General features: G+C 37.9%; 27 protein-coding genes. 26 read left to right on the forward strand and 1 reads right to left on the reverse strand.

Annotated elements, in window-relative coordinates; translation table 11 throughout:
• The first annotated feature begins 11 nt into the window (after positions 1–11).
• The 11 genes from aroA to ABC255_RS09970 all read left to right on the forward strand — a co-directional run bounded on the left by aroA (position 12) and on the right by ABC255_RS09970 (position 9,231).
• The gene (aroA, locus tag ABC255_RS09920) at positions 12–1,301 is read left to right on the forward strand and encodes a 3-phosphoshikimate 1-carboxyvinyltransferase (RefSeq protein WP_412993147.1); all 1,290 of its coding nucleotides are present in this window, start codon (positions 12–14) and stop codon (positions 1,299–1,301) included.
• Positions 1,302–1,406: 105 nt separating this feature from the next.
• Positions 1,407–2,306: a hypothetical protein gene (locus ABC255_RS09925; RefSeq protein ID WP_412993149.1), complete on the forward strand. Its 900-nt coding sequence runs from the start codon at positions 1,407–1,409 to the stop codon at positions 2,304–2,306.
• Positions 2,307–2,337: 31 nt separating this feature from the next.
• Entirely contained in the window at positions 2,338–3,603 is a 1,266-nt protein-coding gene (locus tag ABC255_RS09930; protein ID WP_412993150.1) for a tetratricopeptide repeat protein, read from the forward strand.
• Between the two features lie 35 nt (positions 3,604–3,638).
• On the forward strand, positions 3,639–4,205 hold the full coding sequence (locus tag ABC255_RS09935) for a ReoY family proteolytic degradation factor (protein WP_412993152.1): 567 nt from the start codon (positions 3,639–3,641) through the stop codon (positions 4,203–4,205).
• Between the two features lie 110 nt (positions 4,206–4,315).
• Positions 4,316–4,780: a YpiF family protein gene (locus ABC255_RS09940; RefSeq protein ID WP_412993154.1), complete on the forward strand. Its 465-nt coding sequence runs from the start codon at positions 4,316–4,318 to the stop codon at positions 4,778–4,780.
• Positions 4,781–4,914: 134 nt separating this feature from the next.
• Positions 4,915–5,430 carry a QcrA and Rieske domain-containing protein gene (locus tag ABC255_RS09945; protein ID WP_412998523.1) on the forward strand — a complete coding sequence of 172 codons (516 nt, stop codon included), beginning with the start codon at positions 4,915–4,917 and terminating at the stop codon, positions 5,428–5,430.
• A 3-nt stretch (positions 5,431–5,433) separates the two neighbouring features.
• Positions 5,434–6,108 (forward strand): menaquinol-cytochrome c reductase cytochrome b subunit, encoded by a 675-nt coding sequence (qcrB, locus tag ABC255_RS09950; protein ID WP_412993155.1) that lies wholly within the window; start codon positions 5,434–5,436, stop codon positions 6,106–6,108.
• A 64-nt stretch (positions 6,109–6,172) separates the two neighbouring features.
• Positions 6,173–6,946 (forward strand): menaquinol-cytochrome c reductase cytochrome b/c subunit, encoded by a 774-nt coding sequence (locus ABC255_RS09955; protein WP_412993157.1) that lies wholly within the window; start codon positions 6,173–6,175, stop codon positions 6,944–6,946.
• A 70-nt stretch (positions 6,947–7,016) separates the two neighbouring features.
• Positions 7,017–7,607, forward strand: coding sequence for a lipoprotein heptaprenylglyceryl N-acetyltransferase LhaT (lhaT, locus tag ABC255_RS09960; RefSeq protein ID WP_412993159.1), 591 nt, complete (start codon positions 7,017–7,019; stop codon positions 7,605–7,607).
• 97 nt (positions 7,608–7,704) lie between these two features.
• Positions 7,705–8,499: a sporulation protein YpjB gene (ypjB, locus tag ABC255_RS09965; RefSeq protein ID WP_412993160.1), complete on the forward strand. Its 795-nt coding sequence runs from the start codon at positions 7,705–7,707 to the stop codon at positions 8,497–8,499.
• Between the two features lie 51 nt (positions 8,500–8,550).
• On the forward strand, positions 8,551–9,231 hold the full coding sequence (locus ABC255_RS09970) for a zinc metallopeptidase (RefSeq protein ID WP_335528705.1): 681 nt from the start codon (positions 8,551–8,553) through the stop codon (positions 9,229–9,231).
• A 30-nt stretch (positions 9,232–9,261) separates the two neighbouring features.
• Here ABC255_RS09970 and ABC255_RS09975 read toward each other — a convergent pair whose 3' ends face one another.
• Positions 9,262–10,134, reverse strand: a complete 873-nt coding sequence (locus ABC255_RS09975; RefSeq protein ID WP_412993162.1) for a YitT family protein — start codon at positions 10,132–10,134, stop codon at positions 9,262–9,264.
• A 175-nt stretch (positions 10,135–10,309) separates the two neighbouring features.
• Between ABC255_RS09975 and ABC255_RS09980 the strand changes: the two genes are divergently transcribed.
• From ABC255_RS09980 to ABC255_RS10050, 15 genes are all read left to right on the forward strand, one after another.
• Entirely contained in the window at positions 10,310–10,666 is a 357-nt protein-coding gene (locus tag ABC255_RS09980; protein WP_412993164.1) for a nucleotide pyrophosphohydrolase, read from the forward strand.
• The gene (gene dapB, locus ABC255_RS09985; RefSeq protein ID WP_412993165.1) at positions 10,667–11,470 is read left to right on the forward strand and encodes a 4-hydroxy-tetrahydrodipicolinate reductase; all 804 of its coding nucleotides are present in this window, start codon (positions 10,667–10,669) and stop codon (positions 11,468–11,470) included.
• Between the two features lie 10 nt (positions 11,471–11,480).
• Positions 11,481–11,897 (forward strand): methylglyoxal synthase, encoded by a 417-nt coding sequence (gene mgsA, locus ABC255_RS09990; RefSeq protein WP_412993167.1) that lies wholly within the window; start codon positions 11,481–11,483, stop codon positions 11,895–11,897.
• Positions 11,887–12,597, forward strand: coding sequence for a bacillithiol biosynthesis deacetylase BshB1 (gene bshB1 / locus ABC255_RS09995; RefSeq protein ID WP_412993169.1), 711 nt, complete (start codon positions 11,887–11,889; stop codon positions 12,595–12,597). The genes mgsA and bshB1 overlap by 11 nt, the downstream gene beginning before the upstream one ends.
• A gap of 2 nt (positions 12,598–12,599) precedes the next feature.
• Complete coding sequence (bshA, locus tag ABC255_RS10000; RefSeq protein WP_412993170.1) at positions 12,600–13,736, forward strand: N-acetyl-alpha-D-glucosaminyl L-malate synthase BshA; 1,137 nt, start codon at positions 12,600–12,602, stop codon at positions 13,734–13,736.
• Between the two features lies 1 nt (position 13,737).
• Complete coding sequence (locus ABC255_RS10005) at positions 13,738–14,937, forward strand: CCA tRNA nucleotidyltransferase (RefSeq protein ID WP_412993172.1); 1,200 nt, start codon at positions 13,738–13,740, stop codon at positions 14,935–14,937.
• Positions 14,922–15,899: a biotin--[acetyl-CoA-carboxylase] ligase gene (locus tag ABC255_RS10010; RefSeq protein ID WP_412993174.1), complete on the forward strand. Its 978-nt coding sequence runs from the start codon at positions 14,922–14,924 to the stop codon at positions 15,897–15,899. Before ABC255_RS10005 ends, ABC255_RS10010 begins: the two co-directional genes overlap by 16 nt.
• Positions 15,900–16,151: 252 nt before the next feature.
• Complete coding sequence (panB, locus tag ABC255_RS10015) at positions 16,152–16,988, forward strand: 3-methyl-2-oxobutanoate hydroxymethyltransferase (protein WP_412993175.1); 837 nt, start codon at positions 16,152–16,154, stop codon at positions 16,986–16,988.
• The gene (gene panC / locus ABC255_RS10020) at positions 16,985–17,854 is read left to right on the forward strand and encodes a pantoate--beta-alanine ligase (protein WP_412993177.1); all 870 of its coding nucleotides are present in this window, start codon (positions 16,985–16,987) and stop codon (positions 17,852–17,854) included. Before panB ends, panC begins: the two co-directional genes overlap by 4 nt.
• A complete protein-coding gene (gene panD, locus ABC255_RS10025) occupies positions 17,854–18,237 on the forward strand; it encodes an aspartate 1-decarboxylase (protein WP_307310491.1) in 384 nt (127 codons plus the stop codon). Before panC ends, panD begins: the two co-directional genes overlap by 1 nt.
• 127 nt (positions 18,238–18,364) lie before the next feature.
• On the forward strand, positions 18,365–21,175 hold the full coding sequence (gene dinG / locus ABC255_RS10030; RefSeq protein WP_412993179.1) for an ATP-dependent DNA helicase DinG: 2,811 nt from the start codon (positions 18,365–18,367) through the stop codon (positions 21,173–21,175).
• Positions 21,176–21,222: 47 nt separating this feature from the next.
• Positions 21,223–22,077, forward strand: coding sequence for a ComEC/Rec2 family competence protein (locus tag ABC255_RS10035; protein ID WP_412993181.1), 855 nt, complete (start codon positions 21,223–21,225; stop codon positions 22,075–22,077).
• 34 nt (positions 22,078–22,111) lie between these two features.
• The gene (locus ABC255_RS10040; RefSeq protein WP_179596350.1) at positions 22,112–22,282 is read left to right on the forward strand and encodes a YpmA family protein; all 171 of its coding nucleotides are present in this window, start codon (positions 22,112–22,114) and stop codon (positions 22,280–22,282) included.
• Between the two features lie 40 nt (positions 22,283–22,322).
• Positions 22,323–22,796 (forward strand): cell wall elongation regulator TseB-like domain-containing protein, encoded by a 474-nt coding sequence (locus ABC255_RS10045; protein WP_335528746.1) that lies wholly within the window; start codon positions 22,323–22,325, stop codon positions 22,794–22,796.
• 26 nt (positions 22,797–22,822) lie between these two features.
• A complete protein-coding gene (locus ABC255_RS10050) occupies positions 22,823–24,016 on the forward strand; it encodes a pyridoxal phosphate-dependent aminotransferase (RefSeq protein WP_412993183.1) in 1,194 nt (397 codons plus the stop codon).
• The last annotated feature ends 55 nt before the right edge of the window (positions 24,017–24,071 follow it).

Consider the following 24,071-nt stretch of genomic DNA (forward strand, 5'->3'; position numbering starts at 1 on the left):
TAGGTGATGAAATGGAATTAATAGCTTTACAGCCAACTCGGAATGGTTTAAAGGGCAGTATTGAAATACCTGGAGATAAATCGATTTCTCATCGTTCTGTTATGTTTGGCTCAATTGCCCAAGGTGTAACAAGGGTAACGAATTTCCTGCCAGGGGATGATTGTTTAAGTACTATTTCTTGTTTCCGAAAGTTAGGAGTCGTCATTGAAGAAAATGAAGATGGTCTAACGATTTATGGGAATGGATTTGATGGTTTAAAAGAACCTAATGAGTTATTGGATGTTGGGAATTCTGGTACAACCATTCGACTATTATTAGGTATTTTAGCGGGTAGGCAATTCTTCTCATCACTAATAGGTGACCAGTCGATTGGAAAAAGACCGATGACTAGGGTAACGGAACCATTAAGGTCTATGGGGGCGAAGATTGACGGCAGAAAAAATGGAGAATTTACGCCACTTAGTATTCGCGGTGGCCATTTAAATCCTATTAACTACAACATGTCAGTAGCAAGTGCTCAGGTAAAATCAGCTTTAATTCTTGCTGGGCTTCAGGCTGAGGGAGAAACGACAATTATCGAAAAAGCTGAATCACGTGATCATACAGAAAGAATGATTCGTAAATTTGGCGGAGAAGTTGGGAAGGATAATCGTAAAATAACGGTAAAGGGAGGTCAAAAGCTTATTGCTTCTGATATCCATGTACCTGGGGATATTTCCTCTGCTGCGTTTTTCCTTGTTGCAGGTGCGATTGTGGAGGGTAGTGAAATCCTCTTAAAGAATGTGGGTCTAAATCCGACTAGAACGGGTATCATTGAGATTATGAATCAAATGGGAGCTAATTTAGAGATTCATAATAATGATGAAAATTCCTTTGAACCAGCTGGTGATATTACAATTAAAACTTCAAGGCTAACAGGTACTGTTGTTGAGGGGGATGTTATCCCAAGATTAATTGATGAGATCCCAATCATTGCCTTACTTGCGACACAAGCTGAAGGAAAAACCATTATTAAAGATGCTTCTGAGTTAAAAGTTAAAGAAACAAACCGAATTGATACAGTCGTTCAAGAATTGACAAAACTGGGTGCTTCGATAGAAGCAACTGATGATGGAATGATTATTCATGGGGGAACTACCCTTAAAGGTGGAAAAGTATCCAGTCATGGTGACCATAGAATTGGAATGATGCTTGCAATCGCCTCATTGCTATGTGAGGACCAAGTTGAACTTGAAGACCCAGAAGCAATCTCAGTCTCTTACCCAAACTTTTTCAAACATCTTAATTGCCTGAAAAACTAAAGCTGCCTTTTGCGCAGCTTTTTTCTGTCATTATTTTTCTGTCATAGTTTATTAGCTTAACTCATAGCTTGTCTTAAGAAGGAAAGCAGTGAAAAGGGTGGTAGAATGGGTTATATAATTGAAAATGCAAATATTCTAAAGGAGACAAAACTTACAAAATTATCACTATTGATTGAGGGAGACCACATTGCTGCAAAGAAAGAGCGTATACATCATAATAAATATATAAAAATGAATGCAGAATCATATATCATGACCCCGTCTTTTGTACTTTTAGACACAAGAATACCTCTTAATGCCTCCTTTCAGGAATTTCGAAAATACATGGTTGAGAACTTTCTTTTGAAAGGATGTACCACATTACTTACCTACAGTTCGATAACATACGAAAGTGAATTAACTGAAAAGATAAAAGAAACAAAAACCGCACTCATTAGCAGTCCTATCGATTTTCTCGTTGGTGTGAAAATTTCACTGCGTCTTTTAACTCCCACATTTATCAGGAAATGTAAGAAAGAAAGGATTCCGGCTATTTTTATCAATGTAGAGGACCTTGATGAACTAACTAGCATTCCTTGGGGATGGATTAGAGAGGCACTTTTTCCGTATAATTGTCCGCTTGTTCCAATAATTTCTAACCATCTTAAGAAGGATGTAAAGAGGGCTTTGTCGAAATGGAAGGATATAATGGAAAATGAAAAGATTCCTGCCATCCTTGAGGAAATGAAAGCGGATCAGCCATTGCCCGTTACAGTTTTAAATAAAATCGGTTTATATCCACAAAAGGCAAGTTTATTGCATGGAGCAGAAGTAAGCTATAATCTATACCTTAAAGCTAGAGAAATCATCAATGTTGATGAAGTGGAATTATTTCATTATCATAGTGATAGACTTCTAGTTACTGTTAATAAGGGAAAGGTAGTTCGTGCAGGGGAAGAGGTTTTATTTAAACCTGGATATGGAGAATATGTTAGGGTGCGAACCCCATCATATTTTGCTTTATAGTTAATTAAAGGGAACCGAGAGGAAAGAGATAATGGACAGAGTGAATAAAATTATTACAATGTTGGAAAACGGTCAACATAATGAAGCCATAAATGAATATAATGTTGTATTAACCAAAGGTCAGCCCGATGAAAAATTCCTTCTTGCTGAAGAAATGTTCCAATTTGGATTTTTGGCTGAATCAAAGGCATTGGTTGAAAATCTATTAGTCATTTACCCTAAAGAAGGTGAACTGCTCGTCTTACTAGGTGAAATATTAGTGGATGCCGGCGATGAGGAACAAGCAATTCTTGAATTAGAAAAAATCACTGAACATGACCCCAGCTTTGGACAATCTCTCTTGCTGTTAGCGGACTTATATCAAGTTCAAGGTTTATATGAGGTATGTGAAAGAAAACTTCAGCAAGCAAAGGATATATTACCAGATGAGGTTATCATTGATTTTGCACTTGGTGAACTCTATAGTGAACAAGGTGAAGTAAAGAAGGCACTGAAATCTTATGAGGCTGTTTTAAAAGAGCACCAAGAGATTGCAGGTGTAAGTATTCACCAACGAATGGCGGAGCTTTTAAGTGCCTCTGGAGAATTTGAAGAAGCTTTATTCTATTATGACAAAGCAATTGAAGAGAAATTAGAGATTAATACACTATTTGGTTATGCATTTACAGCACTTCAAGCAGGTTATAACCGGACTGCAATCGAAAAGTTCGAGGAATTAAAAGGGCTGGACCCAGAATACCATTCCCTGTACCTACATCTAGCAAAGGCCTATGAACGGGAAGAAGAACTTGAAAATAGCTTAAACGTAATACAAGAAGGTATTAAACTGGATGAATTTAATAAGGATTTATTTTTCTTTGGCGGTAAAATTGCCATTAAGCTCACACAACCGGAGCTTGCAGAACAACACTTCCGTGAGGCACTTGCATTAGATCCAGGCTTTACTGAAGCTGCACTAACCTTAAATAAGCTCTTCTTTCAGCAAGAGAGGTATGAAGCCGTAATTGATTTGATTTCACAGCTGGACTTCATAGAAGATGAGGAACCCCAGCTCTTATGGGACGCGGCACTAGCATACAATAAGTTAGAGGAATATTCCGATGCATTAGACAAATATGAAAGTGCATATACTTTTTTTAAGAATAATGAAGCATTTTTGAACGATTATGGTTATTTTTTAATTGAAGAAGGAAAAAACGACCTTGCTGCCGAAATTTTTAAACAGTTACAAAAAGGTGATCCAACAAATGGAGAGTATGCTGATTTGCTTGATCGTCTATTAAGTAGAAAGAATTAATAAAAAGCTGAATATACAGAGGAGGGAAACTATATATGGCAACCCCTGTTTCTGTCAACGAGAAAAAGGACTTTATTCGTTGGTTTTTAAATCATTATCAATTAAAAAGAAGAGAGTGTGTTTGGATTCTTAATTATTTAATGAGTCACGACCAATTAATGGAGAAGGTTCATTTTGTAGAGCAAGCACAGTATTGTCCGCGTGGTTTGATTATGTCAACTCACTGCGTTGATAAAGTACCATTTCGTTTTTATAAAGAGAATGTTATGACTACTGATGCTGAAAAATCCTTCCATGATATTCGGTTAAATCGTGACGAAGATATTTTTATTCAATTAAACTTTCATGCATCCAATCAAGCACACCAATACGCTGCTGTATTAGAGGAAAACCCATTTGTTCCGAAACACCTTCAAGTAAATGAAAAAGACGGAATCATAGCAGAACAATTTCTGCAAAACAGCATTGAACGGTTTCATCGCGAGAAGCTGCTTCAATTAATTGATGAAGCCCTTGATAAGCAGGATAAGACAGCCTTTCGTGCCTTAACAGAAAAGCTAAATCAACTCAAAGAAGCAGAGCAGAATGGAAGCTTGCGATAAGCAAGCTTCCATTTTGTATGTTTACTGAATTTTTTCTCTCTTTTCCTTTTATGTTTTATAAAAAAAAATGATATGATAGAACTAATGGTGAAGAAAAGGGGGGTGTATAAATGAAGTGGGTATCAAAGGATATAGAAACTTATTTAACCGCAAAAGAATATGTGGATACGGCAGTAATTCCAATGTATTCTGTCTCATTTGGGAATGAAATGAAACAATCAGCATCGAACGCAGAATTTATTACGTTACTAACCAATTACTTAGAGAGACAATTTACTGGAAGACTGATGTTGGTTCCTCCGTATACATACTTAAAAAGTGATCAGTATGAGGATATAATAAACGGATTGAAGAAATGGGAAGACAATATCGAAAAAAACGAGTTTAAACATATATTTTACATAACCTCTGAGATTGATTGGAAGAACTATGAGGACGAGCTTAAAGGTTCATTAATTTGGCTTCCATCCCTGCCGCTCGAGCATTTAAATGAGTCACAAAAGATTTCAATGATTGAAAGTCAGGTAAAGCAGCTCCAGACCCTTTTTACGCAAAAATGGCATGAAAATTTGTAATTCTTTGCTGATTAACATGTTTTTAAAATAGTATGATATTGACCTAGGATAAAGATTGATATATCATGGTTATGTCCTAGTTTTATATGTGTTTAATTTATGTCCGATGGACTTAACTTGTGAATAGAGGGGGGATAAGCATGAGTAAGCATCGCGTATCAAGGAGACAATTTTTAAGCTATACTTTGACTGGTGTAGGGGGATTTATGGCAGCAGGTATGTTAATGCCAATGGTTCGTTTTGCCATTGATCCTGTATTAAAGGCCGAAGCAGGTGGAGATTTTATTGCAACTCCATTGAAAATCAAAGACATCACTGCAGAACCACAACGAGTCGATTTTACGTTTGAACAAAAGGATGCTTGGTATACTTCAGACGTTACAAATACTGCCTGGGTTTATAAGGATGAACAGGATAACATTGTTGCCCTATCTCCTGTCTGTAAACACTTAGGTTGTACTGTAGGATGGGCGTCAGACGAAGCACATCCAGATCAATTCTTCTGTCCATGTCATTTTGGCCGATATACCAAGGACGGAACGAATGTCAAGGGTACACCACCACTTGCACCACTAGATGTATATCCAATTCAAGAAAAAGACGGTTTACTTTACTTAGGAAAAGCTGAACCACGGACGAAGGAGGCGTAATCATTGTTAAACAAAATTTACGATTGGGTAGATGAACGTTTAGATATTACGCCTTTGTGGCGCGATATTGCTGACCATGAAGTTCCAGAGCATGTTAACCCAGCGCATCATTTTTCTGCGTTCGTTTATTGCTTTGGCGGTCTAACGTTTTTTGTTACTGTTATTCAAATTCTTTCTGGTATGTTCCTAACCATGTATTATGTACCAGATATCAAAAACGCGTGGGAATCTGTTTTCTACCTTCAAAACGAAGTAGCTTTCGGACAAATCGTACGCGGTATGCACCACTGGGGTGCGAGTTTAGTTATTGTAATGATGTTCTTACATACATTACGCGTTTTCTTCCAAGGCGCATACAAAAAACCACGTGAACTTAACTGGGTTGTCGGAGTACTCATTTTCTTCGTCATGCTGGCATTAGGATTAACAGGTTATTTATTACCTTGGGATATGAAAGCGTTGTTCGCAACGAAGGTTACGCTTCAAATTATCGAAGCAGTACCGTTTATTGGTGTATACTTAAAAACATTGCTTTCGGGCCATGAAACGATTGTCGGAGCTCAAACCTTATCTCGTTTCTTTGCGATTCACGTGTTCTTCTTACCTGCTGCATTATTTGGATTAATGGCAGCTCATTTCATGATGATTCGTAAACAGGGTATTTCTGGACCACTATAATACTCTTATTTAATTCCGAAATATTTACTATGTTAATTTACGAATAAAGGAGGGGGATTGTTCGATGCATCGCGGTAAAGGAATGAAATTCGTAGGTGACTCACGTGTATTGGCACCTGAGGCCCGTACGAGTACAAATATTCCAAAAGATTACTCAGAATACCCTGGTAAAACAGAGGCGTTTTGGCCTAACTTCCTTTTGAAAGAATGGTTGGTAGGGGCAGTATTTCTTGTCGGCTTTTTATGTTTAACAGTTGCACATCCGAGTCCACTTGAAAGGATTGCGGATCCATCAGATACAGGTTATGTACCAATGCCAGACTGGTATTTCTTATTCTTATACCAATTACTAAAGTATGAATTTGCAGCAGGACCTTATACAGTAATTGGAGCAATGGTTATCCCAGGACTAGCCTTCGGAGCATTGTTATTAGCACCGTTCATCGATCGTGGACCTGAACGTCGTCCAAGCAAACGTCCATTAGCAACAGGCTTTATGTTGTTAGCGTTGGCTGCAATTACATTTTTAACATGGCAGAGTGCTTCTACCCATGACTGGGAAGCAGCAAAGGAATATGGTAAAATCGTTGCTGACGTTGAAATTGATAAAACATCAGAAGAATACAAAATTGCTTCAGATAATACCTGTATCACTTGTCATGGTGACAGCTTCCAAGGTGGAGCTGGTGCCCCAACATTAATTGAAACAGGACTTACTGCTGAGGAAATTGCGACAATTGCCAAAGAAGGTAAAGGAGCGATGCCTGCAGGAGTCTTTAAAGGTGATGACGATCAGCTTAAAAAGCTTTCTGAATACATCGCTAACTTAGGGAAATAATAAATGATTAGTAAAAAGCTGACGGATTTTCGTCAGCTTTTATTATTCATAAGAGAAAAGAGGAATCGTAGTGAAATGGTTATATCCTCTGTTGGCTAACAGGTCATTTCTATGGCTTTTACTTATCGTTAATATTGCAGGAACAGTATATGGGTATGTGTGGTATGGGTGGCAATTAAAAGAAACTCCATCTATTTTCCTTATTTTTGTTCCGGACAGCCCTACTGCTAGTTTGTTTTTTGTTTTTGTAATCGTGGCATTCCTGTTAAAAAAGAACTTGCCGTTAATTGAAGCACTTGCGATTGTTACCTTATTTAAGTATGGCATCTGGGCTGTAGTCATGAATCTCCTAGTATTCAATGTTCAAGGCGAGCTGGATTGGGTAGGAGTTATGTTGATTTTTTCTCATTTTGCCATGGCAGTTCAAGCATTATTGTATTCTCCCTTTTATCGTTTTAAATGGTGGCACCTCATAGTGACATCGATTTGGACACTTCATAACGATGTGATAGACTATGTTTTTTTCATGCTCCCGAGATACCATATGTTAAATGAATTCACACCTCAAATTGGTTATTTTACCTTTTGGCTTTCTATCTTATCGATAGGGATTGGTTACTATTTTGTAATACGCCCGAATCGCTTTAAACTTACTATTTAAAAATTAGAATTAAAATAGTTTTTTGATAGGATAAAAGATGGTCTAACCTTGTCCACCCTCTCATACATTTTAATAGTAATGATAGGGGGGACAAGGTTTGAAGTATAAATGGGTACTAATATTCTTAATTGTCATTATGCTGACTCCCATGACGGTTAGTGCGCATGAGCACACGCCGATAGACAAGCTAGATAATATCTCTGATGAAGCACTTCAAATGATAAAATTCCAGAGGTACGAAGATGGCAAAAAACTTTTGAGTTATTTTTCAGAGCAATTTACCGATATTTCCAACAAAGAACATCCATTTACAATGGATGAATTAAGAATCATTACCGTTTCTCATGACGAGGCAATGGAGGCGGCGGCAAGCCCAAGTATGGACTACGAGGAAAGAGTCCAAAGACTTACGAAGTTTCGGTTAGTCGTTGATGCTATAGCTACTAGTCATCAGCCATTATGGACTGAAATGAAGAATCAAATTTTGACGGCATTCCAGGACGCGAAAGAAGCCGCAAGTACAGGCGATTCCGCACATTTTCACTCTAATTTCAATAATTTTATGGCCTTATACAACGTTATTTATCCAAGTATGAAAATTGATGTTTCAGCAGAAAATATTCAAAGAATAGACGCTCGTATCAAGTTTATTGATGAATATCGCTCTGAGGTTGTAAATAACGTCAAAAGCCAACAGGAATTTGAAGGCCTAGAAATGGATTTAAAGAATCTTTTTGAAAATATGGACGAGGATGAAGCAGACCCATCACTTTGGTGGGTAATTATTTCAACAGGAAGCATAATCATTTTAACTCTTTCTTATGTAGGCTGGAGAAAATATCAGGGTGAGAAGGATAGCCGGAAAAACCGTTCTAGAGTTCATAAGGATTAAGTTTGGACTTCGTAATGATGATTACACCTTTAGAAGTACTGGAGGTTCAAAATGGGATTTTTAATTTATTTTCTTATCGTTATGTTGGTACCCCTATGGGCTCAATTTAGAGTGAAGGGTACTTTTGTCAAATATTCTCGTGTGACTAATTCAAGCTATCGGACAGGTGCTGAGGTGGCGAGGGAAGTACTGAATGCAAACGGTCTTTTTAATGTTGGGGTTGAAGAGGGAAGAGGATTTTTAAGTGATCACTATGATCCAAGAACAAAAACAGTAAGGTTGTCCCCAGAAAATTTTCGTGGTCATTCGATAGCTTCTACTGCAATTGCAGCCCATGAGTGCGGACATGCCATACAGGACGCACAGCGTTATGCATTTTTACGATTCCGTCATGCTTTAGTTCCTGTAGCTAACATTGGATCTAACTTTTCTTGGGTTCTTGTTCTAATTGGGATTTTATTTCAAATGAGCGGGCTGTTGTTAGCTGGTATTGTATTTATGGCTGCTGCCGTACTTTTTCAAGTGATTACGTTACCGGTTGAATTTAATGCCTCCAATCGAGCAATGGACCAAGTGGTTTCTTTAGGATTAATTCGCAATGAAGAAGAGCGGAATGCTAGAAAGGTTTTAAATGCTGCGGCATTAACATATGTAGCAGCTGCTGCGGTAGCTGTTTTAGAGTTATTAAGGCTGGTCCTTATTTTCACAGGAATGAATAGAAGTAATGAATAAAAGCAATGTCCAAGCCGGACATTGCTTTTTCTAAATTTCAATCGGTTTTTTATTTTCATCTAATGTAAAACCTTCTCCATGTACATCATGGACAACGGTGACTGAAACAAAAGCATGCGGGTCAACGGAGGTGATTAAATTTTTCAAACGTACAATCTCATTTTTAGCAACGACACAGTATAAAACTTCACGTTCTATTTTTGTAAAAGAACCATAGCCCTTAAGTACGGTAACACCTCGATCCATTTCATCCATAATTTTGCTTGCAATTTCATCATTTCTTTCAGAGACAATCATTGCACCTCTGGCCGTGTAGGCTCCTTCTTGAATAAAATCAATAACCCTCGCTCCGATAAATACTGCGACTAGTGTATACATTGCTTCTTTATAATTCAGATAGGTAAGAACAGACGCCCCAATCACACAAATATCAAAGATAAACATAGTCCTTCCCATGCTCCAGCCAGCATATTTCTGGACAAGTCGTGCAATGATATCGACTCCACCTGTAGTACCACCATAGCGAAAGATAATGCCTAATCCAATTCCAAGAAAAACACCTGCAAATAGTGCAGCCAGTAATAGGTCATCCTTTAGCGGCATGTCGATAGAATATCGTTGAAAAATCCATAAAAAGACGGAAAGTCCTACTGTCCCAAGAATGGTATAGATAAAAGCGTTTCTTCCTAGCATTTTCCAGCCAATGAAAAAGAGCGGGATATTTAAAATTAAGTTTGTATAAGATGGATCCCATTTAAACATGAAATATAAAAGAAGGGTTATACCTGTAAAACCGCCTTCAGCGAGTTTATTTTGCATATTAAAATTGACCAGTCCAAAGGACATAATCGCTGTTCCAATTAATATAAATAAAACATTTTTAAGTTTAAGTCCAAATATCACGATTTTTCCTCCTCTACCAAAATATTCCCTAATCAGCGGCTTTTATTATAGCGAATTAATAATAGAAGAGCAATTTTGTGCAGGAAAGTTTATACTTAATATAAAAATATTTGTAAAATGCACCTATTTTAGCTAATGTATTTAATATATGTTTTGTAATTATTAAAAGAGGTGAATGGGAGTGCCCGCTGGGAAATCTATCAAAGATCTGCAGATGGAAGTAGATACATACATAAGTCAATTTAAAGAAGGGTATTTTAGTCCCCTGGCTATGGTGGCTCGCCTGACTGAAGAGCTAGGTGAGCTTGCAAGAGAAGTTAATCATTATTATGGTGAGAAGCCTAAAAAATCCAGCGAATCCGAAAAAGCAATCGATGAGGAGTTGGGAGACCTTCTTTTTGTCATTATTTGTCTGGCAAATTCATTAAATATTGATTTGGAAGAGGCACACAATTATGTCATGAATAAATTTAATACGAGAGACAAGGACCGTTGGACGAGGATAGAAAACAAGGATGAGGAGAGTAAGTGAATGAATAGTGTAAAAATAATTATTGCAGGACCACGTGGACGGATGGGGAGTGAAGCCGTCAAAATGGTAAACAATACCGAACATTTTGAATTAGTCGCAGCAGTTGACCATAAGAACGATGGGCATATGTTGAGTGACTTAGAGGGATTTCAATCTATCCATAATGTCCCAATTTATTCAAATATTGAATCCTGCCTGCAAAATGTTGAATGTGATGTATTGATTGACCTAACAACACCTGAGTTTGGTATGCACCATGCTAGGACTGCACTTCAGCATAATGTAAGACCGGTTGTAGGTACCACTGGGTTTACAAGCGCTGATTTAGAAGAGTTAGAACATATTTGTAAGGAAAAGAATCTTGGTTGTATTATTGCCCCAAATTTTGCGCTTGGCGCTGTGTTAATGATGAAGTTCTCACAAATGGCTGCAAAGTATTTTAATGATATTGAAATAATTGAATTACATCATGACCAAAAATTGGATGCACCATCCGGCACTGCTGTTAAAACGGCTGAAATGATGGCGTCTGTAAGGCAATTTAAAGAGCAGGGTCATCCAGATGAGAAAGAAACAATAAGCGGCGCTAGGGGTGCTGAGTTTAACGGAATGCATATTCACTCTGTGAGACTCCCAGGACTAGTTGCTCATCAACAGGTTTTATTTGGTTCAGATGGTCAAACATTATCGATTCGTCATGATTCCTATAATCGTGCATCCTTTATGTCTGGTGTGAAGATAGCAGTAGAGACAGTAATGAAGCAAGATGTTTTTGTTTATGGACTTGAAAATATTCTAGAATAGGAGCATTACCATGAATATAGCTTTAATAGCACACGATAATAAGAAGAATGACCTTGTACAATTTGCAACGGCATATCAAACAATTTTTTCAAAGCATTCCCTTTTTGCGACTGGAACCACTGGGATGAGAATCCAAGAAGCAACAGGGTTGCCCATTACAAGATTCCAGTCTGGTCCACTTGGTGGAGATCAAGAAATAGGTGCGATGATTGCAAAAAATAAAATGGATGCAATTTTCTTTTTTCGTGATCCGCTAACTGCTCAACCACATGAACCCGATGTAACAGCGCTTGTTCGTCTATGCGACGTGTACTCTATTCCCCTCGCAACAAATATGGGGACTGCTGAACTCTTAATAAGAGGTTTAGATGAAGGGTTCCTAGAGTGGAGAAATATTCTTCATAAAGGTGAAAGTGATGAGCGATAAGCCCTTACATATACTTGCGTTTGGTGCCCATGCAGATGATGTTGAAATTGGCATGGGAGGCAGTATTGCGAAATTTGCAGCAAATGGAAAAAGGATAGGAATTTGTGATTTAACCGACGCCGATTTATCTTCAAACGGTACCATTGAATTAAGGAAACAGGAAGCAAAGAAAGCGGCTGAAATACTGGGTGTGACTGAAAGAATGTCTCTTGGATTACCAGACAGGGGACTCCTTCTTAGGGAGGAATTTATAAGAGAGATTGCTTCGGTCATAAGAAGATTCAAACCGCAAATTGTTTTTGCTCCCTACTTTGAAGACCGCCATCCTGATCATGGGAACTGCGCCCGCCTTGTAGAAGAGGCGGTCTTTTCTGCGGGAATTAGAAAATATCAAACAGAGAATTACCAAGAGGCACATAAGGTATCAAGGGTATATTTCTATATGATAAATGGCTTCCATAAGCCAGATTTCACCATTGATATCTCAAATACAATGGAGCATAAAATTGCAGCCTTGAATGCTTATAAAAGCCAATTTGAACAAACAGAAAATAGTGTACAAACACCACTTGTTAATGGCTATATCGAATCCGTTGAAGCAAGGGAAAGATTATTTGGTCAACAAGTTGGAGTTAATTTTGCTGAAGGTTTTAAAACTAAAGTGCCAATCCTCTTGGAACGTGACTTAATGGGAGAATAATCATGAAGAAACTTAAAATTGGAATTACCTGTTATCCCACAGTGGGTGGCTCAGGAGTCGTAGCGACAGAATTAGGCAAGATGCTAGCAGAGAAGGGACATGAAATTCACTTTATCTCTTCCAGTATGCCATTTAGACTTAATAGAATTTATCATAATATTTTTTATCATCAGGTCGAAGTGAATCAATACTCTGTTTTTCAATATGCCCCCTATGATATTGCATTAGCTAGTAAAATGGCAGAAGTTGCTAATCGTGAGAATCTCGATATTCTCCATGTTCATTATGCGATTCCCCATGCTGTTTGTGCAATATTAGCTAAACAAATGTCCAAGGTGGATGTGAAAATTGTCACCACTTTGCACGGTACAGATATAACCGTTTTAGGTTATGATCCGTCACTAACTGAAGCAATCAAATTTGGAATTGAAAAATCAGATGTTGTAACAGCTGTTTCACGTTCATTAATTGAGCAAACTCATGAACTAATTCAGCCAGACAAACAAATTGAAACAGTCTATAACTTTATTGACGAGAGAATATATCAAAAAAGAGACGCAAACCATTTAAAGAAAGAATTCGGGATTAAGGATAACGAGAAGGTTGTCATCCATGTATCTAATTTTCGCCCTGTTAAACGAGTACAGGATGTAGTTAAAACGTTCGCAAGAATCTCATCAGCTATGCCAGCAAAATTATTGCTAGTAGGAGATGGACCCGAAATGACACCTGTGTGCAGACTAGTAAAGAAATTAGGGTTGACTGATAAAGTCCACTTGCTCGGAAAACAGGAAAACCTTGATGAATTGTATTCAATCAGTGACCTAAAGTTATTATTATCAGAGAAAGAAAGCTTTGGGCTGGTGGCTCTTGAGGCAATGGCCTGCGGTGTACCTTGTATTGGAACGAATGTTGGCGGAATGCCTGAAGTCATTCAGCATGGAGAAACAGGATACATCTGTCAATTAGGAGATATTGAAGATATCTCTACGAAGGCGATTAAGGTATTAAGTGACCAACATTTACATCAGCAATTTGCTGTTAACGGAGTTAATGTTGTGAACACCAAATTTAGAGCCGAACAAATTGTCGGACAATATGAGCAATTATATTTAAAGCTCTTAAACAAGGGTGATTAGAATGAAAGAGCCTTTTTTAGCAGCTGTACCAGTTTTAAAAAAGCTAGAATCTGCCGGCTTTGAAGCTTATTTTGTCGGGGGGTCTGTTAGAGATTTCCTCTTAAACAAGGAAATAAACGACGTGGATATTGCAACTTCCGCGACCCCTGAGGAAGTAAAGCGAGTGTTTTCAAAAACCGTTGATATTGGTATCGAGCATGGTACCGTTCTTGTCCTATATCAAAATCAATCTTATGAAATTACCACGTTTCGAAGTGAAGCAGAATACGAGGATTACCGCCGACCTAAGGAAGTCTCATTTATTAGAAACCTTACAGAGGATTTGCAGCGTAGAGATTTCACCATGAATGCAATGGCTATGGATAAAGAAGGAAACCTAATTGATCCCTTTCAAGGACAAATTTCCATTAAGAATCAAGTCATTCAGACAGTCGGAAAAGCAGCTGACCGCTTTCAAGAGGACGCACTAAGAATGATGCGTGCTTTACGTTTTGTAAGTCAGTTGTCTTTCGATATTGAAGAGGAAACACGTAAAGCGCTAATAGACTTAGTACACTTGCTTGATAATATTGCTGTCGAACGAAAGTATGCTGAGTTTGATAAATTACTTTGTGGTGATAACAGAAAACCAGCCATACAACTACTTCTACAAACTAATCTTCATTCTTATTTACCAGGTTTATCGAAGCAAGAGGACAAAATCAACTTAATGCTGGAGTATAAACTGGATAAATTAAATAAACGTGAAATGTGGGCATTGCTTGTTTACTGTCTTAAAATCGAAAAGACTGCCATAGAGCAATTTCTAAGAGGCTGGCGAATCCCATTAAAGGAAATCAGGGAAATTCAGCTAATTGTTCATTATCTATATCAGAGATTCGAAAAAAGCTGGTCCTTGTATGATTTATATACCGCTGGCAAAGAAGTTTTTGTTTCTTCAGAAATTCTGTACCTTGTCATAAAAGGTATTGAGAATCAAAATACCATTCAGCAATATTTACAACTGTATAATGGACTCCCCATTAAAGAGCGGTCAGAGATGGACATAACGGGAAATGACCTAATGAATTGGTTTAACAAGACCGGCGGACCATGGGTTAAAGAGACACTACTTAATATTGAGCATGCAATTCTAGCTGGTGAAATAGCAAATAATAAAATTGTCATAAAGGAGTGGCTAATGGCGTGCAATCACAACTAAGGAAAGAATTGCTAGATGCTTTCACAAATGCTGGTGAAGATTACTTATCCGGGCAGCATATTGCCGAATTAATTGGCTGCTCCAGGACAGCTGTCTGGAAGCATATTGAGGAGCTCCGTAAAGAAGGTTTTGAACTAGAAGCTGTACGTCGAAAAGGATACCGGATTGTGAAAACACCCGAAAAGATAACTGCTGATGAATTAAGACTTGGACTAAAAACAAATTTCATCGGTAAAAACGTTCATTATGAAGAAAGCGTTGAATCCACTCAAAAAATAGCACACCGATTAGCTTATGAAAATGCACCCGAAGGAACAATTATTATCGCAGAAGAACAGGCATCAGGGCGTGGAAGAATGGATCGCAAATGGCACTCACCCAAGTATACGGGCATTTGGATGAGTATTATTCTCAGGCCAAATATCCCACTGCCAAAGGCTCCGCAATTAACCCTGTTAGCAGCGGTCGCAATTGTCCAGGCAATTGAAGACCTTACCGATTTGCTGCCAGAAATAAAATGGCCAAATGACATCCTCATAAGAGGGAAAAAGGTAACGGGTATACTAACCGAACTTGAAGCAGAAGCGGATCGTATCAATTCAATCATTATCGGAATCGGTATGAATGTTAATCAAACAAAAGAAGATTTCCCTAGTGAGCTGCAGGAGATAGCCACCTCACTTTTCCTTGAAAAAGGTGAAAAAGTATCACGATCTGACTTAATCAAGGGAATCTTTATGAATCTGGAAAAATTGTATCTCCTATATTTAGAAGAAGGTTTCCTTCCTATAAAGCTTCTATGGGAAGGGTATGCCATAAGTATCGGCAGAAAAATTACAGCCCGTACACTATCCAATTCTATTATCGGTACAGCACAAGGCATTACAGATGATGGAGTTTTAATCATGGTAGACGAACAGGGAAAAACACACCACGTTTACTCAGCGGATATAGAACTTTAAAACACAGTAGCCGAAAGATTATCTTGCAGTTTTCTGAATTTTTTCTTATAATTCAAATCATGGGCGGTATCGCTTTCGAGCTGCACCTGAAACTGCTTTTTACAATTAAAAAGGTTTCTGCCTAGATCCGTATAACGGACCGGGACAGAGGGATAGAACATGTAAAAGAGTACCAAGATCCTCTGCCTTCAGATGGATCTTTTTATTTGCTCTTTTTTAGCCCCTCTTCCTATTAAAAAGGAGGGAATATTGATGAAGCAAAGTACAGATTTCTTAAAAATGAAAGAAAACAAGGAAAAAATCGTCATGCTCACTGCGTATGATTACCCATCTGCAAAGCATGCCGAGCAAGCCGGAGTGGATTTAATTTTAGTTGGAGACTCTCTGGGTATGGTGGTACTAGGATACGATTCCACGGTGCCAGTGACGCTGGAAGACATGATTCATCACACAAAAGCGGTAAAACGCGGGGCTAAAGACACGTTTATTGCCGTTGATATGCCATTCTTAAGCTATCATTTATCGGTTAGGGATACTTTACTAAACGCTGGAAGATTAATTCAAGAGACAGGTGCTCACGCCGTTAAGCTAGAGGGAGCAGATGAAGTAATTGAACAGATTTCAGCTCTTACAAAGGCAGGAATTCCAGTTTGTGGACATCTTGGATTAACTCCTCAATCTGTGGGCGTATTAGGCGGTTATAAAGTTCAAGGAAAAGATGCTAAAGGTGCAATGAAATTGCTACAGGACGCAAAAAAATGTGAGGAAGCAGGGGCATTCGCTATTGTGCTCGAATGTGTACCTAAGCAGCTTGCGGAGGAAGTAGCGAAGAATGTTTCCATTCCTATTATCGGTATTGGAGCAGGGGTTGATGTAGACGGACAGGTACTCGTCTATCATGACATTTTAGGGTATGGTGTGGAAAGGGTGCCTAAGTTTGTGAAGCAATATTACTCCCTTAATCCGTTCATTATGGAATCCATTCAATCCTATGTAAAAGAAGTAAAGTCGGAACAGTTCCCTGAAGATAAACACTCCTTTACGATGAAAGAACGAGAGCTCAGTGGACTTTACGGAGGATTAAAATGAGAGTCATTACCACTATACAAGAAATGCAAACTGAAATAATAAAGCTGAAATCTCAATCCAAATCAATCGGATTTGTGCCAACTATGGGATTTTTACATGAGGGTCACTTAACTCTATTAAAAAGAGCGAGAGAAGAAAATGACATTGTGGTGTTAAGTATTTTTGTTAATCCACTTCAATTTGGTCCGACAGAGGATTTTTCAACTTACCCTAGAGATTTTGAGAGAGATCAATCCTTGGCAGAATGTGAAGGGGTAGACTTCATTCTTTATCCCTCAGTAGAGGAAATGTATCCGCATTCTTCATCAGTTCGAGTAATAGTTCAGGAACGTACAGATGTTTTATGCGGAAAATCTAGACCTGGCCATTTTGATGGTGTTGCTACTGTTTTAACAAAGCTCTTTAATATTGTGCTGCCCACAAGGGCTTATTTTGGCAAGAAGGATGCCCAACAAGTGGCTGTTGTAGACGGACTAATTACAGATTTCAACTTTCCGATACACTTAATTCCTGTAGATATTGTCCGTGAAGAAGATGGTCTTGCGAAAAGCTCTCGCAACGTTAATTTATTACCCGATGAGAGACGTCAAGCTGCAGCTCTATATAAAAGCTTAGCAGAAGCTAAGGAGACCATAGAGAATGGGGAACGGAACCCTGGGACAATAAAGAATTTAATCTCAAACATGATTACTTCAGAAACCGATGGGCAAATTGATTATGTAGAGATCCTTTCGTATCCTCAGTTAAAAGCATTGGACAATATAGACGATACCTGTATCATTGCGATTGCGGTTAAATTTTCGAAGGTTCGATTAATAGATAATATCATCTTAGATGTCAGCAAGGATATTGGAGGAATTAAATAATGTTTCGGCATATGATGAATGGAAAAATCCACCGTGCTACGGTTACAGAAGCTAATCTTAATTATGTTGGCAGTATTACGATAGATGAAGATTTACTCGATGCTGTTGGTATGGTTGCAAATGAAAAGGTTCAAATTGTTAATAATAATAATGGTGCACGACTAGAAACATATATCATCCCAGGCGAAAGAGGGAGCGGTGTCATTTGTTTAAATGGTGCCGCTGCTAGGCTTGTGCAAAAAGGTGATATTGTTATTATCATTTCCTATTGCTTAGTAGCTGATGAAAAAGTTCAAAGCCATCAGCCTAAAGTTGCGATTATGGATGAACATAACAGAATCAAAGAACTAATTTATGCAGAACCAGCATTAACAATTATGTAATGAAATCCCCTTTTATGGGGATTTTTTCTTTTTTTATGATAATTTTATATACTATAACGTAAGGTTTTCTTTTTCTTTTAGCTTTTTTGTGATACCGTTTTAATGAAGGTTTGAGGTGTTATATAGAATGATAAATAAATTTGTTGTGGTGGATTTAGAAACTACAGGAAACAACCCTAAAAAAGGGGATAAAATAATCCAATTTGCTGCTGTGGTCATTGAAGACGGGAAAATCACGGAAAGCTTCTCATCTTTAGTCAATCCCCAAAGGTCAATCCCAGCCTTTATTGAAGAATTAACAGGCTTAGAGGATAAGATGGTAAAAGATGCTCCATTATTTACAGAAATAGCCCCAAAGGTTAACGCATTATTAGAAGGTGCTTATTTCGTTGCTCATAATGTTTTATTTGATTTGTCCTTTTTGCAGGAAGAATTAATTCAAGCAGGATTTGAAGGCTTCTATGGGTCAGTCTTAGATACAGTTGAAATGGCGAGAATCATATTTCCTACTGCCGATGGCTATAAGTTATCAGACCTTGCAGTTAGAGAGGATCTGCAACATGATCGCCCTCACCAAGCTGATAGTGATGCTCAAGTAACGGCAGAGCTTTTTCTTATTCTTGTAAATCGTTTATCTCAATTACCTGAATTGACTTTACGTCAGCTTTCGCAGCTTTCAGGAGGGCTAAAAAGCGATTTACAACAATTGATTGATGAAATTATTTTAGAATTAGACCAAACAAGTGTGAGATGGCAGGAATCGCTTGAAATATTCAACAATACTTTTGCCTTGAAAAAACCTCTCAGCATTTCAATGTTAACAAGCAGGCAGTATCAGGAAGATGACCAGTATCCATCCAGCGAAGTTGAAAAAGGGGTTATGGTTAAAAAGGCTTTTACCAACTTTGAAAAGAGAATTGGTCAATTCCAAATGATGGACGGGGTTTACCATGCTTTCCATTCAGGGAAACATACTCTGATTGAGGCAGGAACCGGTGTTGGAAAATCTCTAGGATACCTGCTTCCAGTTGCTTATTTCGCAAAACAGAATAAGCAGCCGATTGTAGTGAGCACACATACGATTCAGCTTCAAGAGCAGATCATTCATAATGAAATTCCTCTATTAGCAGGGATTCTTCCTTTTGAAATAAAGTGCGTTTTGCTGAAAGGGAGAAATCATTATATTAGCTTAGAGAAATTCGCTCTGTCTTTGTTAGAGGAAAATGACAATTACGATACCACGTTAACCAAAATGCAAATACTTGTCTGGCTGACGGAAACCAATACCGGTGATCGAGATGAGTTAAATCTCTCAAGCGGCGGCAATATTTTTTGGAATAAAATTAAAAATGAACAAACCATTTTTTCGATGAATAAAATTTGGCAGGAGAAAGACTTTTATTTACGTGCAAAAAGCGAAGCACAGAATGCGGACATCATCATTACTAATCATTCGCTGCTATTAAGTAATCTCTCAGCGCAAAACTCCATATTGCCCGACTTTGATTATGCTGTCATTGACGAAGGACATCATTTTGAGAAGGTGGCTAGTCAATACTTTGGCCGCTCATTAGACTACTTAACTACTCGTTTGCTTCTAGGCCAATTTGGTCAATATGAGCAACGCATGCTATTTTATGAGCTCGAATTGATCCTTGATTCTTTAAAAACTGCTAAGGAAGAGGTACTAGAGACCGGAAAAATAAATCAACTTGCCGCTGATCTTTCCTATGAGATGGACGAGTTTTTTAAATTGACCGCCCTTTATGCAAAAACAAATTCTGCAGAACGAAGAGGCTTAAACCGAGCGAAGGTGCGTTTCACACATAAGAATGGTGGCAAAGAAAGAGATGCGCTTGTCCATAGTGCCGAGCGATTCGCCTTTCTTTTGAAAGACCTGCAAATAGCGATAACACATCGTTTAGAGTTGGTAAAGAAAAGTAATGGAGCACTAACAAGTAAGCAAAAAGGAAAACTAGAGGAAATTATATCCTTTAGAAATGAACTAGAAGATCTGCGAATGACCGTTCAAGATTGCTTTATTAAAAAGTCCAATGATGTTAAGTGGATAGAAATAGACTTCCGTTCACAACAGAATGTAACGACCTTCTATGCCCAGCCTGCGTTTGTATCGGCTTCTTTAAAAGAGAGGTTTTTTAACATTAAAAAGGGAGTTGTGTTAACTTCGGCCACTCTAACTGTTAATCATTCATTTGATTACGTTATAAATGAAATCGGCCTTGTGAAAGACAATACTTTGACAATGGTCATCCCGTCTCCTTTCGATTATAAAAATCAGGTTCAACTTTTAATTCCTGAGGATTTACCAGAAGTAAATGCAACAAGTCTGGAAGATTACGTGATTGCGATTACCGAGCATATTATTACAATTGCTGAAGCAACAAAAGGAAGAATGTTGATTCTCTTCACTGCTCACGACATGTTAAAGAAAACATATGAGCTTATTAAAGAAAGTGGATTCCTCGATGACTTTGCGATGATTGCCCAAGGGATAACCAGTGGCAGCCGGTCAAGACTAACAAGGAATTTCCAAAGGTATGATAAAGCCATCTTACTGGGAACAAGCAGCTTCTGGGAAGGGGTAGATATCCCTGGAGAGGATTTATCATGCTTAGTTATTGTCAGATTGCCATTTAGTCCGCCTGACGAACCCCTGACAGAAGCAAAGTGTCAAGTAATCAAACAAAGGGGTGGAAATGCCTTTACGGAGTATTCTTTACCTGAAGCGATTCTCAGATTTAAACAGGGCTTTGGACGTTTGATTCGCACCGAAAAAGATCGTGGAATTATGATGGTTTTTGATAAAAGGATTACCACTACGAAGTACGGTAAGGCTTTTCTAAGATCTATACCAGATGTACCTATGAAAAAGGGAGATATCGATGAGTTGGTTGAAATAATATACAAATGGTTATAATGAAATTTGGAAAAATTACACATCCTAATAATATGGGAGGTATGTGTATGAAATGGTTATTACTTGTGGCAGCAATCTTTTTTCAGTTCACTTCGATTGGAAGTGCCTCTTCTTTTGAATATGGTAATGTTGAAAGTATCGACTTAAATTTGAATGACCATGAGATTGCTGTTACTTTTTTGGGTTTAGGTGATGGCGAGGCCACCCTTATCCAAGGCTCTAGTGGAGAAAATATCTTGGTTAATATCGGTGGAAAAGAAACAAGTGAGGACTTAAGTGAAATACTTAAAACATACGGTGTAAAAGAAGTTTCAACACTAATCATTACCAACCGTCAAAATCTTTTTGTTGACCAACTTACTCAAATCATATCAAAATATAACGTAAAGAAATTGATTTCAACACCTGAGATTACAAACGAAATGAAAAATAGGAAGGCGCCCTTTACCGACGTAGAAGTTATTCCATGGAACGAGGGTACAACCCAAGACTTATTACCCGATTTATCGGCAGAGGTTCTATTTGCCGGAAATGGTGAAAATGAAGGAATCGATTTTACGCTGAAGTTTTTTAAACATCGCATATTTTTAATGACTTCCTCGAATGATGATGTAGAAGAAAATTTATTAAAAAAACCTTTAGATGACGTTACAATTTTTAAAGTTCCTAACTGGGCTAAGGAAGATTCGTTATCGGAGAAATTGATTCAATATGTTAATCCGCAAATATCGATTCTGTTTGAGTCAGAGCAGCACCAACCTGACCCTGATATTATTTATGATTTGCAGGATATATGGTCAGAAGTCTTTTTTACCAAGAAGCATGGGACGATAACAATAAAATTTACTGAAAATAACTATGAAGTATTCACCTTTCCTGTAGAAAAGGAAGACTATAGCTGATATTATTGCTTTAGAGAGATAAAGGGGGAATACTATGGAATCAAAAATAGAAGTCCTCTCGACTGTAAAGCTTCAGCATAGTCCGGACTTATACAAAATTGTTGATGCCCTTAACCGAACATTAAAACAACAGGACCTAATGTTCGGCCTGGCACTCGATAAAAAAGATCAAAGTAAAGCTATCTTTACGATTTATCGTACATAATGATGTAAAGTGGAGCAGAAGTTGGAAGAAGTGGAGTACAATGAAAAAAATAATTTTATTTCTAGTATTATTTATTGCTATTTGTGTGGGGGTTTTTGTTAAGGTATATGCAAGCGCCCAGGAGCCGCTCAATGTGGCAGAAGAAAAAGCAGTCTCTTTGGCAAAGGAAAAGGTCGAGTTCAATGAAGTGGATGACTTCCATATTTATCACGGAACAGAAACCGTAAGTGTGCTTGAGGGGGAAAATAAAAAAGGTGAAAACATCATCGTATGGATTCCTGAGAAGAGCAAGAAAGTAATTTGGGACAAACGGAAAAATGGAATCTCAAAAGAGGATGCAGTGCAAAGACTTTTGGAAGAGAAAAGTCCAAAAAAGATTATCTCTGTTAAATTAGGAATGGAAAATAATATCCCATTATGGGAAATATACTACCGTTCTGAAAATAATTTAATAAATTATTATTATGTTGATTTTAAAACAGGTGAATGGCTAAAAAAAATCGAAAATTTATAGCTTCATTGGATTAGGAGGAGAAGGAAATGGCAGTTAAATTAGCAAACAGGGTACTATCTCTAACACCGTCAACCACATTAGCAATTACAGCAAAGGCAAAAGAATTAAAGGATCAAGGGGTGGATGTGATTGGTTTAGGTGCTGGTGAACCCGATTATAACACTCCACAGCATATTTTAGATGCCGCTACAAGATCTATGAATGAAGGGCATACAAAGTACACTCCTTCCGCAGGCTTACCTGCTTTAAAGAAGGCGATTATTGAAAAATTCGAACGAGATCAAGGTCTTTCTTATAAATTAAATGAAATCATTGTAGGAAACGGTGCAAAACATGTGTTGTATACTCTTTTTCAAGTGCTCTTAAACGAAGGTGATGAGGTTATTATCCCGACTCCTTATTGGGTAAGCTACCCTGAACAAGTTAAATTAGCGGGCGGCGTTCCTGTATATGTAGATGGATTAGAGTCACAGGATTTTAAGATTACGCCTGAACAATTAGGTTCTGTCATTTCTGAAAGAACGAGAGCAATTATTATCAACTCTCCAAGTAATCCCACTGGTGTTATTTATACAGCACAGGAACTGCAGGAATTAGGTAAATTATGCCTTGAAAAAAATATATTAATTGTTTCAGATGAGATTTATGAAAAGCTTATATATGGTGAACATAAACATGTATCGATTGCGCAGCTATCACCGGAACTAAAAGAGCAGACCATTGTTATTAATGGAGTTTCGAAATCACACTCTATGACAGGCTGGCGTATCGGCTATGCAGCGGGGAATAGGGAGATAATCGAGGCGATGACAAATCTTGCTAGTCATAGTACCTCTAATCCGACAACAACTGCACAGTATGCCTCTATCGCAGCTTATAATGGTCCTCAAGAGCCAGTAGAAGAAATGCGGCAGGCGTTTGAACATCGATTAGAAGTGATTTATAATCAGTTAGTTACGATACCTGGTTTCACCTGTGTAAAGCCACAAGGAGCTTTTTACTTATATCCAAATGTAAAGGAAGCGGCTGAAATAACAGGTTATCCAGATGTCGATGCATTTGTTGAAGCGTTATTAGTAGAGGCTAAGGTAGCCGTGATTCCAGGCTCTGGGTTCGGTACTCCAGACAATATCCGTCTGTCCTATGCAACATCTCTAGATTTACTAGAGAAAGCTGTAGCAAGAATCAAGGATTTTGTTGAATCAAAACGTCAAGATTAAAAATATTGGATGACCCGAAAAAGTCTGCATCTGCAGGCTTTTTACTTTTCTTATA

This window comes from Neobacillus canaveralius (assembly GCF_047237705.1).
Taxonomy (GTDB): Bacteria; Bacillota; Bacilli; order Bacillales; family Cytobacillaceae; genus Neobacillus; species Neobacillus niacini_K.